13 protein-coding genes are annotated in these 24,161 nt (G+C 44.7%); 8 read left to right on the top strand and 5 right to left on the bottom strand.

What is annotated here, in order from left to right; translation table 11 throughout:
- Nucleotides 1-13 precede the first annotated feature (13 nt).
- The 3 genes from ACYIA1_RS18570 (at nt 14) to trxA (ending at nt 4,831) form a co-directional block, all read left to right on the top strand.
- Complete coding sequence (locus ACYIA1_RS18570) at nt 14-547, top strand: hypothetical protein (protein WP_480336213.1); 534 nt, start codon at nt 14-16, stop codon at nt 545-547.
- A gap of 75 nt (nt 548-622) precedes the next feature.
- Nucleotides 623-4,426 (top strand): DNA polymerase III subunit alpha, encoded by a 3,804-nt coding sequence (dnaE, locus tag ACYIA1_RS18565; protein ID WP_036610240.1) that lies wholly within the window; start codon nt 623-625, stop codon nt 4,424-4,426.
- An 87-nt stretch (nt 4,427-4,513) separates the two neighbouring features.
- On the top strand, nt 4,514-4,831 hold the full coding sequence (trxA, locus tag ACYIA1_RS18560; protein ID WP_005867529.1) for a thioredoxin: 318 nt from the start codon (nt 4,514-4,516) through the stop codon (nt 4,829-4,831).
- A gap of 60 nt (nt 4,832-4,891) precedes the next feature.
- Here the strand turns inward: trxA and mnmC2 are convergent, their stop codons facing one another.
- On the bottom strand, nt 4,892-5,551 hold the full coding sequence (gene mnmC2, locus ACYIA1_RS18555) for a tRNA (5-methylaminomethyl-2-thiouridine)(34)-methyltransferase MnmC2 (RefSeq protein ID WP_087880432.1): 660 nt from the start codon (nt 5,549-5,551) through the stop codon (nt 4,892-4,894).
- Between the two features lie 70 nt (nt 5,552-5,621).
- Here mnmC2 and ACYIA1_RS18550 point away from each other — a divergent pair, with 70 nt between their 5' ends.
- Both ACYIA1_RS18550 and ACYIA1_RS18545 read left to right on the top strand, forming a co-directional pair.
- Nucleotides 5,622-8,015, top strand: coding sequence for a TonB-dependent receptor (locus tag ACYIA1_RS18550; protein ID WP_480336210.1), 2,394 nt, complete (start codon nt 5,622-5,624; stop codon nt 8,013-8,015).
- A gap of 132 nt (nt 8,016-8,147) precedes the next feature.
- Nucleotides 8,148-10,796: an ATP-binding protein gene (locus ACYIA1_RS18545; RefSeq protein WP_121960664.1), complete on the top strand. Its 2,649-nt coding sequence runs from the start codon at nt 8,148-8,150 to the stop codon at nt 10,794-10,796.
- Here the strand turns inward: ACYIA1_RS18545 and ACYIA1_RS18540 are convergent.
- Both ACYIA1_RS18540 and ACYIA1_RS18535 read right to left on the bottom strand, forming a co-directional pair.
- Entirely contained in the window at nt 10,791-11,798 is a 1,008-nt protein-coding gene (locus ACYIA1_RS18540; protein WP_427824436.1) for a sensor histidine kinase, read from the bottom strand. The genes ACYIA1_RS18545 and ACYIA1_RS18540 overlap by 6 nt on opposite strands.
- Entirely contained in the window at nt 11,795-13,159 is a 1,365-nt protein-coding gene (locus ACYIA1_RS18535) for a sigma-54-dependent transcriptional regulator (RefSeq protein ID WP_009275379.1), read from the bottom strand. The genes ACYIA1_RS18540 and ACYIA1_RS18535 overlap by 4 nt, the downstream gene beginning before the upstream one ends.
- Nucleotides 13,160-13,375: 216 nt before the next feature.
- On the opposite strand from ACYIA1_RS18535, the gene ACYIA1_RS18530 reads away from it, so the two are divergent.
- Nucleotides 13,376-13,981 (top strand): DUF4858 domain-containing protein, encoded by a 606-nt coding sequence (locus tag ACYIA1_RS18530; protein ID WP_480336207.1) that lies wholly within the window; start codon nt 13,376-13,378, stop codon nt 13,979-13,981.
- On the opposite strand, the gene nudC is transcribed toward ACYIA1_RS18530, so the two are convergent.
- On the bottom strand, nt 13,952-14,725 hold the full coding sequence (gene nudC / locus ACYIA1_RS18525; protein ID WP_009016882.1) for an NAD(+) diphosphatase: 774 nt from the start codon (nt 14,723-14,725) through the stop codon (nt 13,952-13,954). The genes ACYIA1_RS18530 and nudC overlap by 30 nt on opposite strands.
- Nucleotides 14,726-14,938: 213 nt before the next feature.
- On the opposite strand from nudC, the gene ACYIA1_RS18520 reads away from it, so the two are divergent.
- Complete coding sequence (locus tag ACYIA1_RS18520; protein WP_039848539.1) at nt 14,939-17,326, top strand: ABC transporter permease; 2,388 nt, start codon at nt 14,939-14,941, stop codon at nt 17,324-17,326.
- Here the strand turns inward: ACYIA1_RS18520 and ACYIA1_RS18515 are convergent.
- Complete coding sequence (locus tag ACYIA1_RS18515; RefSeq protein ID WP_480336204.1) at nt 17,265-21,374, bottom strand: hybrid sensor histidine kinase/response regulator transcription factor; 4,110 nt, start codon at nt 21,372-21,374, stop codon at nt 17,265-17,267. The genes ACYIA1_RS18520 and ACYIA1_RS18515 overlap by 62 nt on opposite strands.
- 162 nt (nt 21,375-21,536) lie before the next feature.
- On the opposite strand from ACYIA1_RS18515, the gene ACYIA1_RS18510 reads away from it, so the two are divergent.
- Nucleotides 21,537-23,933, top strand: a complete 2,397-nt coding sequence (locus ACYIA1_RS18510) for a TonB-dependent receptor (protein WP_122382487.1) — start codon at nt 21,537-21,539, stop codon at nt 23,931-23,933.
- Nucleotides 23,934-24,161: the final 228 nt, after the last annotated feature.

Below are 24,161 nucleotides of genomic sequence, written 5' to 3'. Positions count from 1 at the left end.
GGAGGACAATAGTATGGATAATAACGATCAACTAAAGGCTGTATTAATAAAAAAGCTAGAAGAGATAAAGATAAATGATCAAGAAGACAGCAAGTCTATTATGTGGAAACTCCCCGAAATAGCCGCTGTCGCATTAGTCTTTATAGCGATAGTTACTATTACAAACTTCGATATTAAAGACTTATACATAAAATATCATACGGAACATTGTAGTATTATAACAAATGATTTCTCTTTTGCAATTTATCTAGCCTATAGTATACCTTGCTTTATTGGTATAGCTTGCTTTCTTGCTGCTGTAAAATTATATAAATTACATTACTTAAAAGAAATAGAAGCCAAACAGCAAAAAGCGAATATCATGAATGCCCGTGAAAAGTATTTAATACAGGCTATACTTGATATTGAATACCAACAGAATAAAAACCAAAAGAGTAAACAGGAAGTTATCAGAACCATAGATGCATGCCAAATGAAAAAAAAGATTTTTGGAATACCTATTTTTTCACATAGGATGACAGAGATAAAGGGCCAAAGGAAAGATTGATATACCCTATATCAAAATATTTCCTACCTTTACACTCGCATCTTAAAAGAGATAAGAGACTATACTTTAATATATATGGAACCGTTTATTCATTTACACGTACATACCCAGTATTCCTTGCTGGACGGACAGGCATCCATCGACGCATTGATCGACAAAGCGTACAAAGACGGAATGCGTGCGATCGCCGTAACAGACCATGGCGTTATGTTCGGTATCAAGGAGTTTTTCAATAAGGTTAGCAAAAAGAACAGTAAACCTCTCGGGATCATCAAGGACTCCGAGAAAGAACTAAAACCGCTGCTGGCCAAGGATGCGCCAACCGATGAGGAACAACAAAGGATAACGGAACTACAAAAACAAATCGCCGAAGCGAAAGCTTCCATCTTCAAGCCGATCATCGGGTGCGAATGTTATTGCGCTCGCAACGGAAGGCATAGCAAGCTGGCCTCGCAAGACGACCGTAGCGGCTGGCACTTGATCGTTCTGGCCAAAAATAAGAACGGATACAAGAACCTGATCAAGATGGTATCCCTCTCATGGACGGAAGGATTCTACGGACGTCCGCGCATTGACAAGGAATTGTTGGAGAAATATCATGAGGATCTGATCATCTGCTCCGCCTGTTTAGGTGGAGAGATTCCACAGCATATCATGCACGGACGAATTGATAAGGCCGAGGAGTCTATCAAATGGTTCAAAAACTTATTCGGAGAAGACTATTACCTTGAGATGCAACGGCACGAGACACACGACCCCAACGCCGATTGCACGATTTTCCCGCATCAACAAGAGGTGAACAAGGTACTGATCGAACTTGCTCACAAACATAATATCAAGCTAATCGCCACCAACGACGTCCATTTCGTCAATGCCGACGACGCTGAGGCTCACGACCGCCTGATCTGCCTTAGTACCGGCAAAGACTTGGACGACCCCAAGCGTATGCGCTACTCCAAGCAAGAATGGATGAAGACAACCGCCGAGATGAACACCATCTTCGCCGATATCCCCGAAGCTTTGAGTAATACGCTCGAGATAGCCGACAAAATAGAATTCTACTCCATCGACAGCGGTCCTATCATGCCGACTTTCGCCATTCCCGAGGAGTTCGGTACCGAGGAGTCCTACCGTCAGAAATTGACAGAGCATGATTTATTTGAGGAATTCACCCGAGACGAGAACGGTAATGTCGTATTAAGCGAGGAAGAGGCGCACTCCAAAATCAAGAAATTAGGTGGATACGACAAACTATACCGCATCAAGCTGGAAGCCGACTATTTGGCGAAATTGACATACGACGGAGCCAAGGAGCTTTACGGAGACCCCTTGAACGATGAAGTAAAGGAGCGTCTGAACTTCGAGTTACATATCATGAAGACCATGGGTTTCCCCGGCTACTTCTTGATCGTGCAAGATTTCATCCGTGCCGCTCGTGAGGAACTCGGTGTATCCGTAGGACCGGGACGTGGTTCGGCCGCCGGATCTGCCGTAGCTTATTGCTTAGGGATCACCAAGATCGACCCGATCAAATATGACCTCCTGTTCGAGCGTTTCTTGAATCCGGACCGTATCTCCCTCCCCGATATCGATACCGACTTCGATGATGATGGCCGTGGCGAGGTCTTACGCTGGGTAACGGAGAAATACGGTGCCGAGCGTGTGGCTCATATCATTACTTATGGTACAATGGCTACCAAGTCCGCTATCAAGGATGTCGCCCGGGTACAGAAATTACCGTTATCCGAATCGAACCGGTTAGCCAAATTGGTTCCGGATAAGATCCCCGACATGAAGAAGTTCAAATTGGGTGACGCCATCAAGTATGTGCCGGAACTAAAAGAGGCGGCTAACGGAAATGATCCGCTGGCACGGGATACCTTGAAATACGCCCAGATGCTGGAAGGCAACGTCCGTAACACGGGTGTACACGCCTGCGGTGTCATTATCGGACGTTATGATATATCGGATGTCGTACCTGTCAGTACGGCGAAAGACAAGGATACCGGCGAGGAGATGCTGGTTACCCAATACGAGGGTTCCGTGATCGAGGAAACCGGATTGATCAAGATGGACTTCTTGGGCTTGAAGACCTTGTCCATCATCAAGGAAGCGATCGAGAACGTGAAACTGACTACCGGACATGATCTGGATATCGACCATATCAGTCTGGAGGACCCCAAGACTTATAAATTGTATTGCGACGGAAAGACAACCGGTACATTCCAGTTCGAGTCCGCCGGTATGCAAAAGTATTTGAAGGAGTTGCAACCTTCTAAATTCGAGGACTTGATCGCCATGAACGCCCTGTATCGCCCGGGTCCAATGGATTACATCCCTTCTTTTATCGCCCGTAAACAGGGTAAGGAAGAGATCAAGTACGACATTCCCGTCATGGAACGCTACCTGAAAGATACATACGGTATTACGGTCTATCAAGAGCAGGTCATGCTTCTATCCCGTTTGCTCGCTAACTTCACGCGTGGTGAGAGTGATGCCTTACGTAAGGCGATGGGTAAGAAGTTGATCGAGAAGATGAACCATTTGAAGTCTAAATTTATGGCCGGTGGTCAAGCCAACGGCTATAAAGAGGAAACTTTAAACAAGATCTGGTCCGACTGGGAGAAGTTCGCCTCATACGCATTCAATAAGAGTCACGCTACTTGTTACTCATGGGTGGCTTATCAGACCGCTTACTTGAAAGCGAACTTCCCGTCCGAGTATATGGCCGCCGTCTTGAGCCGAAGCTTATCCAATATCACGGATATCACGAAGTTCATGGATGAATGTAAAGCGATGGGTATTCAAGTATTGGGACCGGACGTGAACGAGTCTATCTTGAAGTTCAGCGTAGATAAGAACAAGAACATCCGCTTCGGGCTAGGTGCCGTGAAAGGCGTAGGTGAGTCAGCCGTACAAAATATCATAGAGGAACGCAAGAAGAACGGCCCGTACAAGAGTATCTTCGATTTCGTAGAACGGGTGAACTTGACCGCTTGCAATAAGAAAAACATAGAGTCCATGGCTTTGGCCGGAGCGTTCGATAACTTCGGTATCCAGCGTGAACAGTTCTTCACCGACAGTGGAAAAGGAGAATTGTTCTTGGATACCTTGGTTCGCTATGGTAACAAATACCAGATGGATAAGAGCACGGCAGTCAACTCTTTATTCGGTGGAGACGCCTTGATCGCCATCGCTAAACCGGAGATCCCGCAATGCGAACGTTGGAGCGATCTCGAACGCCTAAATAAAGAGAAGGAGTTGGTCGGTATTTACCTATCCGCCCACCCATTGGATGAATACCGTATCATATTAAAATATGTATGCAATACCGGCATGATAGAACTTAACGAGCGGGAAACCTTACAAGGCCGGGAGGTTTTATTAGGTGGTATCGTCACCGGTTTCCGGGAAGGAATGACCAAGAACGGAAAGCCTTACGGTATCTTGAAGATCGAGGATTTCACGGGTAGTGGCGAGATCCCTCTTTTCGGACAGGATTATATCGAATACAGCAAGTATGGTAAAATAGGGATGTATCTCTTGATCACAGCCCGTGTAGAGCCTAGCCGCTGGGACCCCAATAAACTGGACTTCAAGATTGGTACCGTCAACCTTTTGCAAGACGAGAAAGACAAGCTGATCGAGAAAATCAGTATCACGGTCCCGATCCATGATTTGGACGAGCCGACAATCAATGAGCTTTCGGTATTGATCAAGAACAATCCGGGCCATAGCCTGTTATATTTTAAGGTTGTCGATGGGGAACATAATATTTCCCTAAATCTCTTCTCCCAAAATATCCGCTTAAACGTGACCCGTGAGCTGGTAGACTTTTTACAGGAGAACGAGAATATCGATTTTAAAATTAATGGTTAAAGTTGTACGACGCTGAAAGAATTTGTACTTTTGGCGTCATAACAATCATTAGATTATAATTCATAATTAAATAATACGTAATTCAAAATGGCACTACAAATTACAGACGCTAATTTCGAGGAGTTGGTTAACTCCGGAAAGCCCATGGTTCTTGACTTTTGGGCAGAGTGGTGTGGCCCTTGCCGCATGGTATCTCCTATCATTGATGAGTTGGCAACCGAATACGAAGGTCGTGTGACGATCGGTAAAATGAACGTTGACGAGAATGACGATGTAGTCGGACAATTCGGTATCCGCAACATCCCTACCGTTCTTTTCTTCAAAGACGGTAAGATGGTTGATAAAGTAGTAGGCGCTACGGCTAAGGATAAGTTCGTAGAAAAGATCGAGGCAATGCTTAAATAATTGAAAGTTGAGAATTGAGAATTGAAAATACCGAGGAATACGCTCTGTAACTTTCAATTCTCAATTTTTACCCCTAAGTATATGTCGCTTGCCCGGAGGACCGGGAAGACGGCTCATCTCAAAACCAGCCGCTTGCATACCTCTGCGTACCTCTCCTTTTGCGCAATAGGTTACGATCACTCCGCCCGGTGCGGTATGAGCATACAAACGATTATAGATTTCCTGATTCCACATCTCCGGTTGTTTCTCGGGCGCAAATGCGTCGAAATAGATCAAATCGATATCATCCGGTAGTTCACAGGCGTTACTATTTCCTTCTATTTTATGAAGTGTAAAGCGCTCTGAGATTGAAACGGGAGTATTCCACTCCGCCTCATGCAAGGCTAAGAATAACTCTTTTCTCTCCGGCCAGATCAGCTCCCCATAATTCAAGGCACGAATCGTATCTAAAGGAAGCGGGTATAACTCCACTGTATGATAATCAATATGATGTGCTTGAGATAGCTCGACATCCTTCAATGTCAAGAAGGCGTTCAGCCCTGTACCGAAGCCAATCTCCACGATTCGGATAAAGTCTTTTTCAAGCGCATGCAATCCCGCCTCTATAAATATATGTCTTGATTCCTGCAGGGCCCCGTTCACGGAATGATAATGTTCATCCATCGCCGGAATATATAGCGTATGGCTTCCATCCGCCGTTATCTGTAATTCTTTCTCCATATGTATGCAAAGATAATACATACGAATCAGAATAATACTTATCTTTACCGCTATAAATATGATATAAGATATGGATAGACGCCATCTTTACTTCTTACTATTCTTATTATGTACCATACAAGCCGCTATCGGTCAACAGCGCTCCTTCTCTATCAAGGGAGTTGTAAAAGACGCATCGAGCGGACAGCCGATACCTTTCGCTAACGTAGTGGTATGGAACACGACGCAAGGGGCGGTCACCGATTCCACCGGATTATTCGAGATATCCGGCATATCACCCGGAAGCTATCGTCTCCAATCCTCCTTTCTGGGATATAAGCCATTCGTTACCGCCGAATTCAGACTAGCGAATAAAGATATATTCTTCCCGATCGAGCTAGAGGAAGCCAGCCAGAATCTGCAAGAGGTTAGCGTAGTAGCCTCTCCGTTCCGTAAAACCGCCGAAAGTCCGCTAGGACTTCGTGTAATCGGTTTCAAGGAGATAGAGAAAAGCGCGGGAGGAAACCGGGATATCTCCCGGGTAGTACAAACCTTTCCGGGAGTAGCGTCTACGGCAGCGTTTCGTAACGACTTGATGGTAAGAGGAGGAGGTCCCTCGGAAAACCGTTTCTTTTTGGATGGCGTAGAGATACCGAATATCAACCATTTCTCTACCCAAGGAGCCTCCGGAGGTCCGGTCGGTATTATCAATCCCGATTTTATCCGGGAGGTCAACTTTTATTCGGCCGCATTCCCCGCATCCAAAGGGAACACTTTAAGTTCGGTATTGGATTTTAAACTACAAGATGGGAATAAGGAGAAATTCTCATTGCGAGGAGTCCTAGGAGCCTCAGATATCGGTGTGTCCGCTAATGGACCGCTAGGAAAAAAGACCACTTACCAAGTGTCTGTTCGTCGCTCTTACCTTCAATTCCTTTTCGATATGATCGGCTTGCCGTTCTTACCTACTTTCACGGATGCCCAATTCAAGATTAAGCACTCCTTCAACCCCAAGAATGAGCTTACAGTTCTCGGATTAGGGGCGATCGATGATATGAAGCTGAATACAGGAATGAAAGACATGAGCGAGAAAAACCAATATATCCTCTCTTACTTGCCGGTCGTAAAACAAAAAACGTATACCCTTGGAGCGGTTTATAAACACTACGCCGGTAAAAATCTCTACTCGGTCATTATCAGCCGTAGCCAGACCAACAATAAGAATATTAAATACAAAGACAATGACGAAAGCAAGGAAGAGAATCTCTCCTTAAATTACCGTTCGGATGAGATCGAGAATAAGTTCCGAACGGAAAACACGTTCCGCTTACCATTCATTCAATTGAATGTCGGAGGAAACATCGAATACGCCCAATACACGAATGACACCTATCAAAAGCAATTTACCTCTATCCCCCGTACCATCGTATATCAAACAGACCTTGGCATATGGAAGTGGGGTATCTATGCCACGGCTATTTATGAGAGTTATAACGAGCGGTTTACCGCCTCTTTAGGTGTTCGTGCGGACGCAAACAATTATTCCTCGGATATGAATAATTTGTTAGATCAGTTATCTCCTCGCCTATCCTTATCCTACCGCTTGTCCGATCCGCTTTATATAAACGCGAATATCGGACGCTACTACGAGCTTCCTCCTTATACGACATTGGGATTCAAGGATAATGAAGGTAATTATGTAAACCGGACAAATCATTTAAGCTATATCCGAAGCGACCAAGCCGGATTAGGCTTGGAATACCGTCCTACCTCATACTTGAAATTCACGGCCGAAGGATTCTATAAACATTATGATCGTTATCCGATGTCCATACTCGACAGTATCCCACTCGCGTCGAAAGGTACAGACTATGGTGTCTTGGGAAATGAGGCCGTATCGTCTACCGCTACAGGGCGAGCTTATGGGCTTGAGATCATGGGACGTTGGTATAATTATAAAGGGCTTACTTTCATCGCATCCTACACTTTGGTAAGAAGCGAATTCAAGGATGGGAGAAATATGGACACTTATCTTCCCTCGGCTTGGGACAATAAGCATCTGTTCACGTTTAGCGGGACTTATTCTTTACCCAAGAACTGGGACGTAGGCGCCAAGTTCCGGGTAGTAGGAGGCGCTCCCTATACGCCTTACGATGTAGAAAAGAGTAGTTATGTAGAAGCTTGGGACGCTAATAGCGGGCTATACTATGATTACAGCCGGTTTAACAGCGAACGGCTCAAGCCATTCACGCAGTTAGATATCCGTATCGATAAAACATTTTACTTCAAAAAGATCATGCTTGGAGCCTATATCGACATCCAAAACATATTGAATTCCAAATACAAAGAGCAAGACGTATATATCAAAACGGGTAAAATTATCAACCCGGAAGCTCCCATATATGAACAACGGTACGAATTAAGACCGATAGAACGTCTTACAGGAACGCTTCTCCCAAGTATCGGAGTGATGATCGAGTTATAGATTTTAGGCGTAATAGATTCTTTTTATTTTGAATTTCAGCAATTAATCATAAATCTTTTCTATTTTTGTGGACTGTATGAACAAAAAATAGTACTTTAATCGCAAATAAGCACATGAATAGGTAGGTAAAGAATGACATTATTAAAATACTACATACGATTCGTACTCTTTATCGTGTTAAGTCTGGTCTTTTCTTTCCACTTATACGCTACAGATAATGCAGGCCCTATTTTAATCATTAGCTCCTACAATCCCGATACACGTAATACGACCGCCAATATTTCCGAGTTTATGGAGGAATATAAGCGGGGAGGTGGTATCTCGCCGGTGGTTATCGAGAACATGAACTGTAAGAGCCTCCCGGAAGCCCCCTTATGGGACGGTAAGATGAGAGGTATATTGGATAAATATAAGGAAAATAACACCCCTCAGCTTATCATTATCTTAGGTCAAGAGGCATGGGCTTCTTATATCTCCCAAGAATACAAGCCTAATATACCGGTTTTATGCGGTATGATCAGTAAGAATGCGATCTTATTACCCGACTCGGATTTAAATGTCGCTGAATGGGAACCGAAATACATCGATATCCAAGAGTACGTAGATAAAGGTTTACACCTTGGCGGGTTCTTGTATTCTTATGACGTAAAAGAAAATATCCGGTTAATACGTAAGCTATATCCCCAAACTCAAAATATAGCATTAATCACCGATAATACCTACGGTGGTTTAGCTATGCAGACCTTGGTAAAAAAGGAAATGGAAAATATCAAGGATCTGAACTTGATATTACTGGATGGAAGAAAGAATAATATCTACACCATTGTTGAGCAAATCAAGAACCTGCCGGATCAGACCGTGATATTGATTGGTACATGGCGTGTAGACGTGAACGACGGGTATTATGTTGGAAATGCCACGTATACCATGATGACCGCCAATCCCAGAATCCCGACATTCACATTGGCATCCGTCGGCATAGGGCACTGGGCCATCGGAGGTTTCAGTCCCAAATACAGGCCTATAGGTTCCGATTTGGCGAAAGAGGCTTTAAGTATATTGGAGAAGAAAATCGCCCCTAAAGATATCCATCCACAAATCATTCCCAATGGATATATGTTCGACGCTTCAAAGATCAAGGCTTTTGATATCAGCAGATTGTCATTGCCCCACGACGCTACTATTATCAACGAGGACCCGAGCCTATTCTCCAAATACAGGTTCGAGATCTTGCTAAGCGTAATCACCGTATTATTTATTTTCCTGATTATGATATTAATCTTCTTTATCCGGACCAATAAACTGAAAGATAAGTTATTGGATCTACAGAAGGATAATATACTAATCATGAATAATATCCAAGCTTCCATCTATTTCATCAAGCCGGATTATACCGTAAAATGGAGAAATGAGGTAGAGTTCCATGACTGTATCCCTGAATTCGGTCCGGCTAATTGCTTCTTGGTCAAGAACGGAGTAAAGCCTTATTGTACCCGTTGCACGGTCGCAAAGGCCATGGAAACCAAAAAGCAGGTCGATATCACGAATGAGTTCGGCGATGGAAAGTATCTTCATATTTTGGCGAACCCTGTATTAGACGAGCACGACAACCTTATCGGGGTTATTTTCAAGAAAGAAGATGTGACAAAACAAAAACAGGCGGAGAACGAACTGAGGAAAGCGAAAGAGAAAGCGGAAGAGTCCGATCGTTTGAAATCCGCGTTCTTGGCGAATATGAGTCATGAGATTCGAACGCCATTGAATGCGATCGTCGGTTTCTCCGGATTATTGGCCGTAACCGAGAATATGGAGGATAAAGAGGAATATATCAATATCATTAATAGCAACAACGACCTGCTATTGCAATTGATCAATGATATTCTCGATCTAGCCAAGATAGAGGCGGGTACGCTAGAATTCGTGGATTCAGACGTAGATGTCAATCAACTATTCTCCGATATCGAGCAGTCTTCCCGTTTGAAGGCGCAAGATGGTGTGCAGGTATGCTTTGTCGAGAAGATCCCGAATTGTATCTTACGCACCGACCGTAACCGGGTCTCCCAAGTCATTACGAACTTTATCAACAACGCCATCAAATTCACGACTCAAGGTAGCATCCTGTTTGGCTACCGCCATAGAGATGATGAGTTGTATTTCTATGTAAAAGATACAGGATGCGGTATCGCCAAGGATAAGATCGGTCAAGTTTTCACCCGTTTCGTTAAGTTAAATAGCTTTGTGCAAGGAACGGGGCTGGGATTATCGATTTGCCAGATGATTATCAAGCGTCTGGGTGGAGATATAGGGGTGGAATCAGAGCAAGGAAAAGGTTCTACATTCTGGTTTACGTTGCCCTATTCGATACTAGAGATGCAGGAAGTCCCGCATGAGAAACCAAAGACCGAGAATGTACAGAAGAGCCAGTCATCCAAATCTGCAACCCTATTAATAGCGGAAGATAACGAAAGCAACTATACTTTATTCCAAGCCATGTTGAAAGATTATAACCTTATACACGCATGGAACGGGGAACAAGCGATCGATTTATTCAATAAATATCAACCGGACTTAATCCTAATGGACCTAAAAATGCCGATCGTAGACGGCTATGAGGCTACACGGGTAATTCGGGAAAAGAACCAGTCCATTCCTATCATCGCCGTAACGGCTTTCGCCTTCGCGGAGGATGAGGAACGGGTAAAACAAAGTGGATTCTCCTCTTACATCGCTAAACCGATCAAGCCGGATAAGCTAATCGCATGTATTAATACTTATTTATAGAATCCGTTTGGTAACAATCGGAAAACGCAAGACGAAAGAGGAACCCTTCTCTACTTGAGAGTCGAGACTAATACTTCCTCCATGACGGTTCATGATCTGCCGGCAAAGACTTAATCCGATACCGGAACCTTTAGATTTAGTCGTGAAGAAAGGCACGAAGACCTTGTCGATCGCCTCGGGAACAATTCCGCTACCATTATCAATCACCGAAATAATAACCATGCCGGCTTTTTGGACAGCCTCCACGACTATTTGAGGAGATAAGGACTCTTCACAAGCCTCTATCGCATTTTTCAATAGATTAATTAATACTTGTTCCACCATGATCCGGTCCGCATATAAATTCAAGTCTTCCGGCTTTACATGAAAGAAGAGGATATCGGATTTCTCCGGGAATAGAAGCCGGATATCGTCAAAGAGAGCCGAAACCGAGAAGTTTCGTAAAGTAGGTAAAGGCAGACGGGTTAATTTCCGATAATTCTCGACAAAATCCAATAACCCCTTACTTCTTCGGTGGATCGTTTGCATGGCTTGTACCATAATAGCGTAGTCTTTCTCATTCATGCCATTTATCGTCGCACGCTCGGCTACCGTCTCCGATAAAGAGATTACCGGAGCGATCGAGTTCATGATCTCATGCGTCAATACCCGGATAAGTTTCTGCCATGCCTCAGTTTCCGCCTCAGCGACCACCGAACTATACAATCGACTCCGCAAAGCCTCCAAGGCAGCGTTCATAGAAGAGGCCAAAGCCTTTTCGTCTTCCGTCATTGAATCGGAAGGATAAAACAGGCTCAGATCCCCGTAATGAATACTCTCTATCAGGTATTCCATCCGCTTAACAGTCTTTTGCTGATCCTTATATAAGAAAACCGAAAGCGCAAGAATACAAAATCCGAACAGCGCGGGAATAAACAAAAACCCTTTCAGCACTAAGAATGAGGCAGTAAAAGACAAGACCACGATCCCCAAAATACGAGCGAACAACAAGTAACGTATCATAAGCCAAATTTCTCCAATTTACGATACAAGGTAAAGCGGGTAATCCCTAGAAGCTCGGCGGCACGAGTGATATTCCCCTCGGCACGACGTAAGGCACGTTCGATCGCTTCTTTCTCCAATACCGTCAAATTTAACTCATCGGATGGTTCCTTATCCCTAAGCGGGACAGAACGCAGAATAAAGTCTTCCGGCCTTAGCCAATTACTTTCAGACAAGATAACCGCCCGTTCAATCGCATGTTGCAGTTCACGTACATTACCGGGCCAAGCATAATTATGTAGCTTATTCTTCCCATCCCTGTTAATGCCCTTCAAGTCTTTCTTATATTTACGAGCATACTTCGACAAGAAATGTTCAGCCAATAAGATCACGTCATTTCCTCGTTCCCTCAAGGGAGGAATATGTAACTCGATCGTATTAATACGATATAAAAGATCTTGCCGGAAAGTACCTTCTGCCACAAGATGATGGATATTCACGTTCGTTGCGCAGATCAACCGGATATCAATCGGTATGGGTTGCGTTGCTCCCAAACGGGTTATCTGTCGTTTTTCCAAAGCGGTCAACAGTTTCGCTTGCATGGAAAGGCTTAAGTTCCCGATCTCATCCAAGAACAAGGTGCCACCGGAAGCTACCTCCATTCGTCCCGGCTTTTCCTTACGGGCATCCGTAAAAGCCCCTTTCTCATAGCCGAATAATTCACTCTCGAAAAGTTGTTCCGGAATAGAGCCCACATCGATCCCGACGAAAAGATTCCCCGAACGCGGAGATTGATGATATAAGGCGCGGGCAACTAAATCTTTACCGGTTCCATTCTCCCCCAAGATTAATATATTGGCATCCGTATTCTTTAATTTATCGACCGTAGCGAAAATAGCCTGCATCGGTTCGCTTTCACCGATGATCTCGAAGCCAGCATCCTCGGGTGAACTAAGAATCTCAACTTGTTTCTTTAAATTTCGCACTTCCGCCCTACTCTCCCGAAGTTCCAATGCCGAAGAGAGTGTAGCGAGTAATTTCTCCTTTTCCCAAGGTTTCGGGATAAAGTCGGTAGCTCCCGCCTTAATCGCCCGCACGGCCTTATCCGTATCCGAATAGGCAGTCATAAAAAGAACTACCACGTCCGGGTCTATCTTCTTTATCTTCTCCAGCCAATAGAAACCCTCCTGACCACTAATAGCATCCCGTTTGAAGTTCATATCCAACAAGATAATATCCGGGATAAAAGTCCGCATGAAATGATCGATGCGCTCCGGTTGCGTAGCCACTCTTATTTGTTCCATATAGGGCTCCAGTAATAAATTAAGGGCAAAAAGAATGTCCTCATTATCATCTATAATTAATAGTTTTCCCTTTTTCATAAGCGCTGAACTAGTTTGTGATGCCTCAAAGGTAGGTATTAAATCAATGGAAGAAGCGTGCGTAATCGAACGATTATCGTGCGCAGATGAACTGTTAAATTAATAGTCCGCAAAGAGGGTTAAGATTAAGTAAACGGTAAGACTATTTAAGCGAAAGAAAAAACGAGGAGAAAGAAGGAAGACTATCTTTGAACACAATTAACAATTCAGGCATTCATGAGACCACTATTGATTGGATTTTTCGTCTGTATAAATATACACTTAGGCTATGCGCAATGGACTGAGCAAGATTCGATCTGGCTAAAGGATGTATTAGCAGGCAAAGATTCCATCAAATTGAACCCTGAATTCCAAAAAGCAATCCAAAGCGGTTCTTTCCTCAACCCGGAACCAGGAAAACCGATGGGGAAACCTCAACTGGCCGCTCCCAGCAATATCCCTATCACCAAAGATTTCTCAGAATATATCCAACAAGACGATACGACACACCGAAAAGTAGCATTGAAGGATTTACCGCCATCGGTATTCTGGCAACATAATCCACCGTATAAAAAGATACTGCCTGTCTATCAATCTATCTTAGATGAATTGAAAAGGACTCCGTCCAGTGGTCGTACCTCACTAGCTACCTTCGATCTAGGAAGGATGACCAGCCGGAAAACATATGTCCATAAACGCAACGCAAAACGCAACGGAACTTGGCAAAACTACGGTAACCTCCCTACCCCGGATGTCATCTCTAAAAGGAAGAAATTCGAAAGACAACAGGCAGAGGCCGCAAAAAAGGACTCCTCATTGATGATCCAACCACCAATCGATTAGCTTACGGGCCAAGCTCAACTTACGGGGGATCTCCGGTAAGTTATCTTTGGTATAGAAGGCACCAGAACTTAGTTCCTCATCCTGCAACTTAATTTCCCCACTTACATAATCCGCTACAAAGCCTACCATCAAGCCACTCGGATAAGGCCAGGGTTGGTTTCCGAAATAAGTGATATTATCGACCTCTAAACCCGTTTCCTCACGGACCTCCCGACGCACACACTCTTCCAAGGTCTCGCCAACTTCTAAGAATCCGGCCACTAATCCATGGAAAGTTCCCCGGAAATTACGGGCATGTACCAAAAGAATCGAATCCTCCTTACGGATCAAGACGATCATCGCTGCTGAGATTGTCGGATAAATCTCATGTTTGCAAGAAGGACATTGCTTCATGATCGACGTAGTCTGTACGGTAGGAGTACCACATACCGGGCAGAAACGGCTATGGCTATCCCAATAAAGCAATTGAAAAGCCTTACCCGCCTTCTCGTAACACGCTCTCGAGATATAATCCCAAGAGGCACGCAACCCCATATGTACGTAACGGTCATTCCCCTCCACCGGAGTATCTAATTCTGCCGTACGCGCGGGAAGTCCATCCCGGTAATCAACCTCCAGCGTATGAGAAACCGGAACTGGGGGATTCTCGCCATAAGGGATGGTATACGTATCATTCTCTTTCTGAAGCAACAGTTGGTCTTTATAAAAAAGGAACCAATAACAGAGTTTATTTGAAGTTTCCATGCTGATATTTCCGAATTATCTTTCTATATGTAAAACATCCGCAAACTTACGAATTAAAATCAAATAACGTGCGAAAGCGAACGTGCACCGTGCGAAGGCACACACAATCGTTTCTAAGCATTTTTCTATTATCTTATGATTAGCAGAACGTTACATCGATGGCACATTATTTGCTTCTTTTCTAAAAAATGAATATATTTAAAACCTGTTACAATGAAACTAATGATTCGAAACTTACTTTATCTATTCAAGCGGTTTAAGACCGCCGTCGTGTTAAACCTCTTCGGCTTGACAATCGCTTTCGCCGCCTTCCTCCTGATAGTAATGCAGGTGGATTACGAGATGAATTACGATGCCATGCACAGTAAATCGGGCAGAACCTTCCGGCTAGAGGCAAATCACGGAGAATTCGAGCATAACGCCATCCATTGCCTAATGTTTAGCGATGCTTTTGTTAACTCATCCGCTCATATCACGGATTACTCCTACCGTTATCCATTCTACGGAGGAGAACGGTATTGCCAAATCGACGAGGTAGACGATCAAGGAGAAGCGAAAGTATTTAAGGAAAACTTCCAGCTTTGTCTACCCAATATCTCAGATGTCTTTGATTTCCACATGAAAGAAGGTTCCGTCGGATGCCTATCCATTCCCGGCTCCGTACTCATTCCGGAGAGTGTCGCCAAAAGGCTGTTCGACAAACAATCCGCTATCGGTAAACGTATCCGGATGTCCGGCAGTAGTGGCTGGCAACCTGTAAGTACCACGATACTTACTATTGGGGGTGTCTATAAGGATTTCCCGGGAAATACTACAGTACAAAACCGTATTTACGTCCCGATGGACCAACTGGATCTATTAAAAAGTTCTTGGCAAATGTATGCCAACGAAATATACGTCACGCTAGACGATCCCCTAAATAAAGAGGAGGTATTGGATCATTTCAACAAGACTTTCGATTTCGCTAAAAGCCAAATGGGTTCAGCGCAAGAGATCGCATTACGTCTAACCCCCTTAAAGGAAGTTTATTACACGCATGATACAACTTTCGACTTTAATCCGAAAGGTCACCGGGAGACAAATTATGTGTTACTGGGTATCGCTTTCCTCATCTTATTCATCGCCGGAATCAATTTTACCAATCTCACAACCTCGTTGATTCCCCTACGATTGAAAACGATCAATACGCACCGGGTATTAGGATGCTCCATCTATAAGTTACAAGCCATCTCACTGATTGAATCGATCGTGATCTGCTTGATATCCTACATTCTCGCCTTATTCATCGTAAACGATTTGTCTTACACACCGATCGCTAATTGGGTAGATGCGGATATACGTCTTAGTCAATACAAAGGCCTGATCCTTCTCACTGCACTGATCGCTATCTTGACGGGTTGCTTGGCGGGACTTTATCCAGCTATACGAAGTACCTCCTATGCGCCAGCCTTGGTACTAAAGGGCTCTTTCGGTCTTAGTCCCAAAGGGAAAAAAGTACGTGTCGCCCTGATCGGTTTCCAATACACGGTATCGATCGCCTTGATTATTGTCACCTTATTCATGGGACTTCAGAACCATTTCATGACCTCTAGCGAGCAACTAGGATTCAATAAAGACCAAGTAGCCATCGTGAACCTGACACCGGAGATCTACGCCAAGCATAAGCCCCAATATATCCAGAAACTTAAAGATTATCCGGGAATAGAGGATGTGGCCTTCTCCGTCTACGAATTATCGAAAGAAGATGACATGATCGATCTCGAATATGCCCGTCATGAAGATAAGGATGTATTCTTCAAGGTATTCTATGCCTCCGAGAATTTCCTTTCCGTCATGGATATCCAAGTAGAGGAAGGAAGGGATTTTACACGGGAGGATTTAAACAAGGCACAAAGTGATTATATCATCAATCCGGCGGCAGAGCGGGATTTCCACTTACATCCCGGAGATCGTTTCAATGATCGTACGGTTCTAGGAGTCAGCAAGGATTTTCGGTTTAACTCTTGCCGGATCGCAAGTTCGCCTTTCGTATTCGCATTGAATAACGATATACCCAATCCTAAATTGGTATCCTATATCCGCTTCAATTCGAAAACGAATTTACAGGAAGCTGTCGCCCACGTCCGGGAAACATTGAAAGAGATCGATCCGACTTTCCCTTTCGAGATCTCTTTCTACAACACCATCTTAAACAATTTATATCAGAAAGAACAAACACTGGGTAAACTAATCTCCCTATTCGGAATAATGGCGATCTTGATCTCTATCGTAGGTGTATTCGGACTCGTGCTATTTGAGACGCAATACCGCCGGAAAGAGATCGGTATCCGCAAGATCAACGGAGCGACTACCGGACAGATTCTTTTGATGTTCAACAAGACTTATATCCGGATCGTCTCCGTTTGCTTCATCATCTCGATCCCAATAGCATGGATGGGAACACAACAGTGGCTAGAGAATTTCGCTTATAAAACACCACTCCATCTTTGGGTCTTCATCGTAGCTTTCCTAATCATTCTCTCGGTTACGATCGGTACCGTTACTTTCCGGAACTGGCAAGCGGCGAATGAGAATCCTGTGAACTCGGTGAAGTCTGAATAAACTCACTCGGAGTGATCCCGTAAATTTCTTTAAAGCAACGGGTAAAATAGTTCGGATCGGAGAAGCCGACCTGAGCAGCTACCTCCCCGATCGAATAAGCGTGCTGCCCCAATAACTCGGCGGCACGCTTTATACGTATATTACGGGTGAATGAGGAAGCGGAGCAACCAGTAGTAGACTTTAATTTCCTAAATAAGCTGGCACGGCTCATCGCCATCTCGGAACAGAAAAGCTCTACATCAAACTCCGGGTCCTGCAAATGGGCCAGAACGACCCTTGTCACTTTCGAAACAAATTCCTTATCCGGATCGGCGATGGTTTGCTCCGGAGTACGCAAGTCGAACCGATCCCTGAAATATAACTTTAGTTGCTCACTACGTTTGAGCAGATTCTTGATCTTCGCTTTTAGGACAGCAAGACTGAACGGTTTAGGCAGATAATCATCCGCTCCGGCTCCATACCCTTCCAATTGTTGACGTTCTTCCGCTAAAGCAGTCAATAGGATAACCGGTATATGGGCCGTCCGTTCATCCGTTTTCAAAGCCTCGCAACATTCAATCCCATTCATGACCGGCATCATTACATCCGAGACAATCACGTCCGGTAGGATCTCCATGGCTTTCTCCAAGCCGACCTTTCCGTTTTTCGCTATCACGACCCGGTAATCCGTTTGAAAAGCATTCATCAAATAACGACATAGATCCTCATTATCCTCTACAAACAAAAGCGTTTGTCGTAGATTCTCCGGGACCGGGTTTGTTCCTTCCAATGGAACTGATTCCCGCAAAGATGCCTCTTCCATTTTAGGTTCCGAATACTCCAACCACTCCTCAGGATAAGCCTCTTCCGATATAGGCAAGGCAACCGTAAAAACAGAACCTTTCCCCAATTCACTCTCACATTGAATGGTTGCCTTATGTAACTCCAATAGCTCTTTTGTGTACGCAAGGCCGATCCCCGAACTCTCCGAGCGGCGAAACGCTATCGATTCCCCCTTATAATATTGATCAAAAATATACGGTAACGATTCGGGGGGAATGCCGATTCCACTATCCGTAATTCGTAAAGTCATGACCGCATCGGATGAGCTTTGCTCCAATAAAGCGGAAAAGCTTACCGAACCACCATCCGGCGTATACTTAAATGCGTTCGACAGTAAATTATATAGAACCTGCTCTAGGATATTCTTGTCAAAATAAGCGATTGAGATATCCGGGGCAATCGAATACGTAAACACAATTTTATAGGAATCGGCCAAAGGAATAAAGGTTTCCGAAATCTCCTTTAAGAATCGACTGAGATCCGCACAAACAATATGCGGGGAAGGAACTCCCCGGGTCAATACCGATAAATCCAGTAATTCATTGACATGCCGAATCAAGCGATTGGTATTCCGGGAGATCGTACGCAAAGTTTCTTTATCTCCACAAGATTCTTCTGAACCGGAATGCCGTTCCAGATCCTCCGTCAATCCCTTGATTATCGTCAGAGGGGTACGAAGCTCATGAGAGACATTCATAAAGAAACGAGTTTTCAACGCATCTTTTTCCTCCAGTTCTTGCTTGGCCTGTTTCAACAGCCGTGTACGTTCTTGTATCTTACGCTCCAACTCGGCTTGGCGAAGCTGATACCAGCGCACCCGGCTCTTATAGGCGATATACAACAGTACGCATACAACCACGAATACCAGCAAAATAAACCACCACGTCCGCCACCAAGGAGGAAAGATCCTGACAGGTTCGGTAATGGGAGCGCTCCAATAGGAACCATTGCCGGAAGTTTCCACCCGAAACACATAGTTTCCCGGTGGTAGGCGGTTATATATAGCCGTACGATCGCTGGCGTCCACCTCCCGCCAATCCGTATCATATCCATCCAGACGATACCGGTATCGGATACTACGGGGATGAGAATAATCGAACGCGATAAAACCCACCTGTAAACCTTGCTTCTCACGTGAGTCTCCGATCGTGAGGTTCGTGATTTGCAAAGACTCAGGTATTTTTCTCAAACCGTCCGTTAACTGAACGGGATCAAAAGAAACGATCCCCTCATTACTGCCAAATACAAGTTCACCCGATTTGCGCTTACAGCAAGCGCCACCCATAAACTCATTCGATAATAAACCGTTTGCCGTCGTATAATTAACGATATGCCGGTTTTGTATATCCAAGCGACTCAGCCCTTTATTCGTGCTGACAAACAGGATGCCCGGCTCACCTTCACGGATTCCTCGTACGATATTTCCCGATAAGCCATCCTGTACCGTGAAATGATCAAATCGCCCGGTTCGCTTGTCGTATTGATCCAACCCCGCATTCGTACCGATCCACAAATAACCGGAAGAGTCCACAAACAGACAATGAATATGATTCGACGCAAGGGGATTCATCTCACCCGGTATATATCGATACGTGATAAGTGCTCTCGTCTTCGTATCCCACACCCGAAGCCGCCCCTCATCCGCTCCTCCCCAAAACCAAGATTCTTCGCTCACGCATAAGTTACATAACTCCGACAACGAGTTGATCGGATAATCATAAGAGACTTGGTAATCCGGTATAAAAGGGCGGATTCGGAAATCATCCAGATTCAACCGGTCCGGGTTGGCGTCTTGATAACTGATCCATAGGTTCCGCTCCGAATCCTCACGGATAGAACCTATAATCTTTCCGGATAAAGAGGACGGACTTTTTCGGGGTGAGAAGGTAAAACGCATATCTACCCGGGAAGTCTTATGGTTAATCCGATCTAATCCCCTAGAGGTCGCAACCCAAAGATTCAGGTCCGAATCCTCATAAACGGCTAGGATATGAAGAGAAGACAGATTCTCTTTTTCCGTGTATCCCAAGGTATATCGAAACAAGGAAGGTGTTAAATCCGCATGGCTCACCCCATACGTGGAATGCCCCGCCCACAGATGATCCGAGTCATCCAGAAACAAACAGGTAATCTGGTTACTGCTGATAGAATGTGCGTCTTCCGGCACGTTCCTCAACTGTCCCATTTTCCTCTCCTTCGGAGAATAATAAAAAAGACCTTGATTGAAACGGCTATCATCAAACCAGACCGTTCCGTCCTTACTCTCGAAGATGGATCGCACTTGGCATTCTCCCGTAGGTTCCAGATCCTCCGGCCGGTCAAAGAAATGCTCACATCGCAAGGCAAGCCGGTTCATCCGGCTAATCAAGCTTACCCCCTTATTATGTCCGATCCAGAAATCACCATCACCGGTCTCCAAGAATTGATATACCCGAGTATCCTCACGACCGACAGATTGGAAGATCTCTCGCTCTCCCATATCAAACGAACGAAAAGCCCCTTCACGTCCCGTACCTAACCACATATAATCAAACCGGTCGATATAGATCGCGTTAACGCCATTCAAATTGCCGGCATTGATATCCTCCCGGTCATTTGTCCGTATCGTATAATCTTGAAAGTGGTTTGTTTCTTTGTCATACAAACTAAAACCAGCTAAAGTCCCTACCCAAAACGAATGATCCGGCGCCGAATACAAACAATTCACAGGAGACGACGAGACTACCGAACCCGCCGGCGAAAGGCGTACCAATTTCTTCTCTTTAGCATCATACTCCAACATCCCGTTCTCCGTACCTATAAAGATATGTCCCGGAACGGAGGCCGAGAAACAAGTAGGACTACCATACACACGTAACTGTTGTCGAAGCCATTCTTTCGTGAAATTCAAAAATGTATCCGAACCTCTGTCATAACGGCTAATCCCACCCGAGGAAAAAAAGATCCAGATACCTCCATCTGAATCCTCGAATAATTTATCGATAGAACTGCTTTGTATACTTTCCGGACAATCCGGTACGGGCAAGAATACTTTAAACGTATATCCATCGTAGCGGTTCAAGCCTTCAGTCGTCCCGACCCAGACATACCCGGTACGATCCTTCAAAATAGAGGTCACCGAGGAAGAAGAAAGCCCGCTATCCATTGTTATCCGGTCAAAAATAACGTTGGTAGCTTGCGTTCTCGTTACCATAAGTACAAACAGCAGTAAAAGGTATATTCTCATCCATTCATCCGATTAATGCCCCAAATATAAAGATTAAGTGGGTGAAAATCACAGAAAACAGAAAGATTGAACGATTTGTACGGTATTATGAAACATATGTCCGGCCCGCTCCCTCCCTATTTCCCTAGCTTTGCGGTATCAATTCTAAAACGAATGTAAAATATGAGAAAACTTTTTCTATCGCTAGTATTCCTTAGCGCACTACTATCTATCCATGCGAATCCGGGTATTAAAGGAATCGTAATCGATCAAACCACCCGTAAGGCATTAGACTACGCTCACGTTGTATTATATGATGGAGATCATATCGTCGAAGAAGCTATGACTGAAGCGAACGGTTCTTTTCTAATCCAGCCCGTAAAACCGGGAACGTATTCGATCCGTATCCATTTTCTGGGATATGATGTTTATATGGGAGAGGAGTTTATCCTTACAGAGCAAATCAAAGATCTGGGTATTATCCCGATGCAAATGCTTGAGGTAGGCTTACAGGAAGTGGAGGTCGTAGCCAACAAGAAACAAGTCATCTATAAACTGGATAAAAAGATCATCGAGGCTTCTTCCAACCTGCTTTCCTCGGGAGGAACCGCTGTCGATATCCTAGAGAACACGCCTTCCATCCGGGTGAACGCCGAGGGAGAGGTTACCTTCCGGGGAAGTAGCGGATTCACGGTCTACGTAGATGGAAAGCCCAGTATATTTACCGGGACCCAAGCCTTGGAACAGATCCCGTCCGGACAAATCCAGAATATAGAGATCATCACCACCCCGTCCGCCCAACATGATACTGGGGGTGATGTCGGGATCATCAATGTCATTACCAAGAAGAACTTCGGGGAAGGGCTGAGCGGAGTAATCAACCTAAGCGGGAATACGGTATGGAGCCGGACCTTGGATTTCTTGTTGACCGGACAAAACAAGGCGTCTCAATGGCGTATAGGCGGTTATGTGGGAAACCGACTTCGTAAAAGTCATTTTACCCAAGAGAAAACGACGTTGGTAAACGATACGACAACGACTTCTTATTCCAATGGCCCCCGTGAAAGTAACGGCTACGCATATATTCTCAACGGAGGTTGGAGCTATACGCAAAAACAAACGACTTTTTCTATTAACGCGGAAGGCGGATATGCCGGACTCAAGCGAAAAGGAGATCTGGAATATACGGAAGAACGTTCCGCTAATGGCGAGCAATTCGAGAACGGAGAGTTCAAGAGCCTTGACGACTTTGATATCCATGAGACTTTCGGACTAGGGAATCTGGCCGTGGATCATAAGTTCAATGATAAGGGGCATAACCTTAGCGGTAGCTTCTTCTTGAAATATGGAGGCGACGCTCTGGAATATTTCCAAAGCGATCTGTTCGACAAAAACAACGTACGCCAGCAAGGTCATCGTGCGTGGGAGGCCGAACATCGTTGGACCGTCCGTGCGAAAGCCGATTATGTATTTCCATACAGCAAAACCGGACAAATCAAGGCGGGTTATCAATATTTCTCATACTCGGAAGACGGCGATTATAGTATGCAGTTTTGGAACCCGGATACCAAAGAGTTCTTCTGGCGTGACGATATTTACAACACGTTCTATTTCCAACAAGGGATCAACTCCCTTTATGCGATCGTTGGGGATAGCTACCGGTCTTTTGATTTTCAAGTAGGATTACGGGGAGAACATACGCATCAAGTATTACGTAGCTCCAAAGATTGGGCGAACCGCCTACAAAGGCGTTTTGAGTTGTTCCCATCCGCCCATATCGGTTATAACCTCACACAAAATCAGAAGCTTCTATTCGCTTACAGCCGTCGTACGACCCGACCAGAGCTTTATTTCATGGAGCCATACATCACTTACAAGGATTACTATACAGCCGAGATCGGTAACCCGGATATACGCCCGGAGTACATTCATTCTTTCGAGTTGAATTATTCCTTGACTTCCGGCGACAATGCCTTGTCTGCCTCCCTATTCCACCGAACCCGCAAAGACAAGATCGAACGATTACGGGTTCCTTACCAAGCCGGGGTTACCTTGGATTCCATGGCGAACGTGGGACATGATTATTCCACCGGAATAGAACTATCGGGCAGTTTGCAGGCCACCAGTTGGTGGAATACGCAAATAAACGGTAGCCTTTATCACTACCGGGTAGAGAACGAGTATAAGACGGACGGAAAGAATGAGACCAGTACCAATTACGAGATCGCTTGGAACAACGCTTTCACGGCCGGGAAATACACAAGGATACAGCTTGACGGCAATTTCGTAGGTCCTTCCGTAACCACCCAAGGAAGAACCCAGTCGTTCTGGTTTGTCAACCTAGCGATACGGCAACAATTCTTCAAACGGAAGTTGACGGCCACCCTCTCTTTCCGGGATGTCTTCAATACGGCCCGTTATGTCAATACGATCACTTCCTCGAACTTGATTTCCAAAACACGAATCCGGCCCGATTACCCGTTGATAGGCTTGACCCTTAGCTATACGTTCAACCAGTTCAAGCTAAAGAATGGCTTATCCAACAATTCAAAGGATTTATTCGAGGGGACGAATCATTAATACCGAATTACCCTACTTTCAAAGTAAGCTAGCTTCGTTGGCAAAGTAAGCTAATTAAAATGCCCAAGTAAGTTAACTTACTTTGCCAACGAGATAAACGTAGTGGTCCTTATATCTTGTTTACCGAGGATAGAATACATCATTGGGTAACTGTAACTTTTTTGAATCCAACTTTGTTACTTTCCAATTTTAAGTTACTTTTGTGAACACTTAGTTAAAAATGAGGTA

Source organism: Parabacteroides sp. KHUB-02, assembly GCF_056640955.1.
Note: the sequence above shows the minus strand (reverse complement) of the source record. Positions and strands in the feature narration are given on the sequence as shown.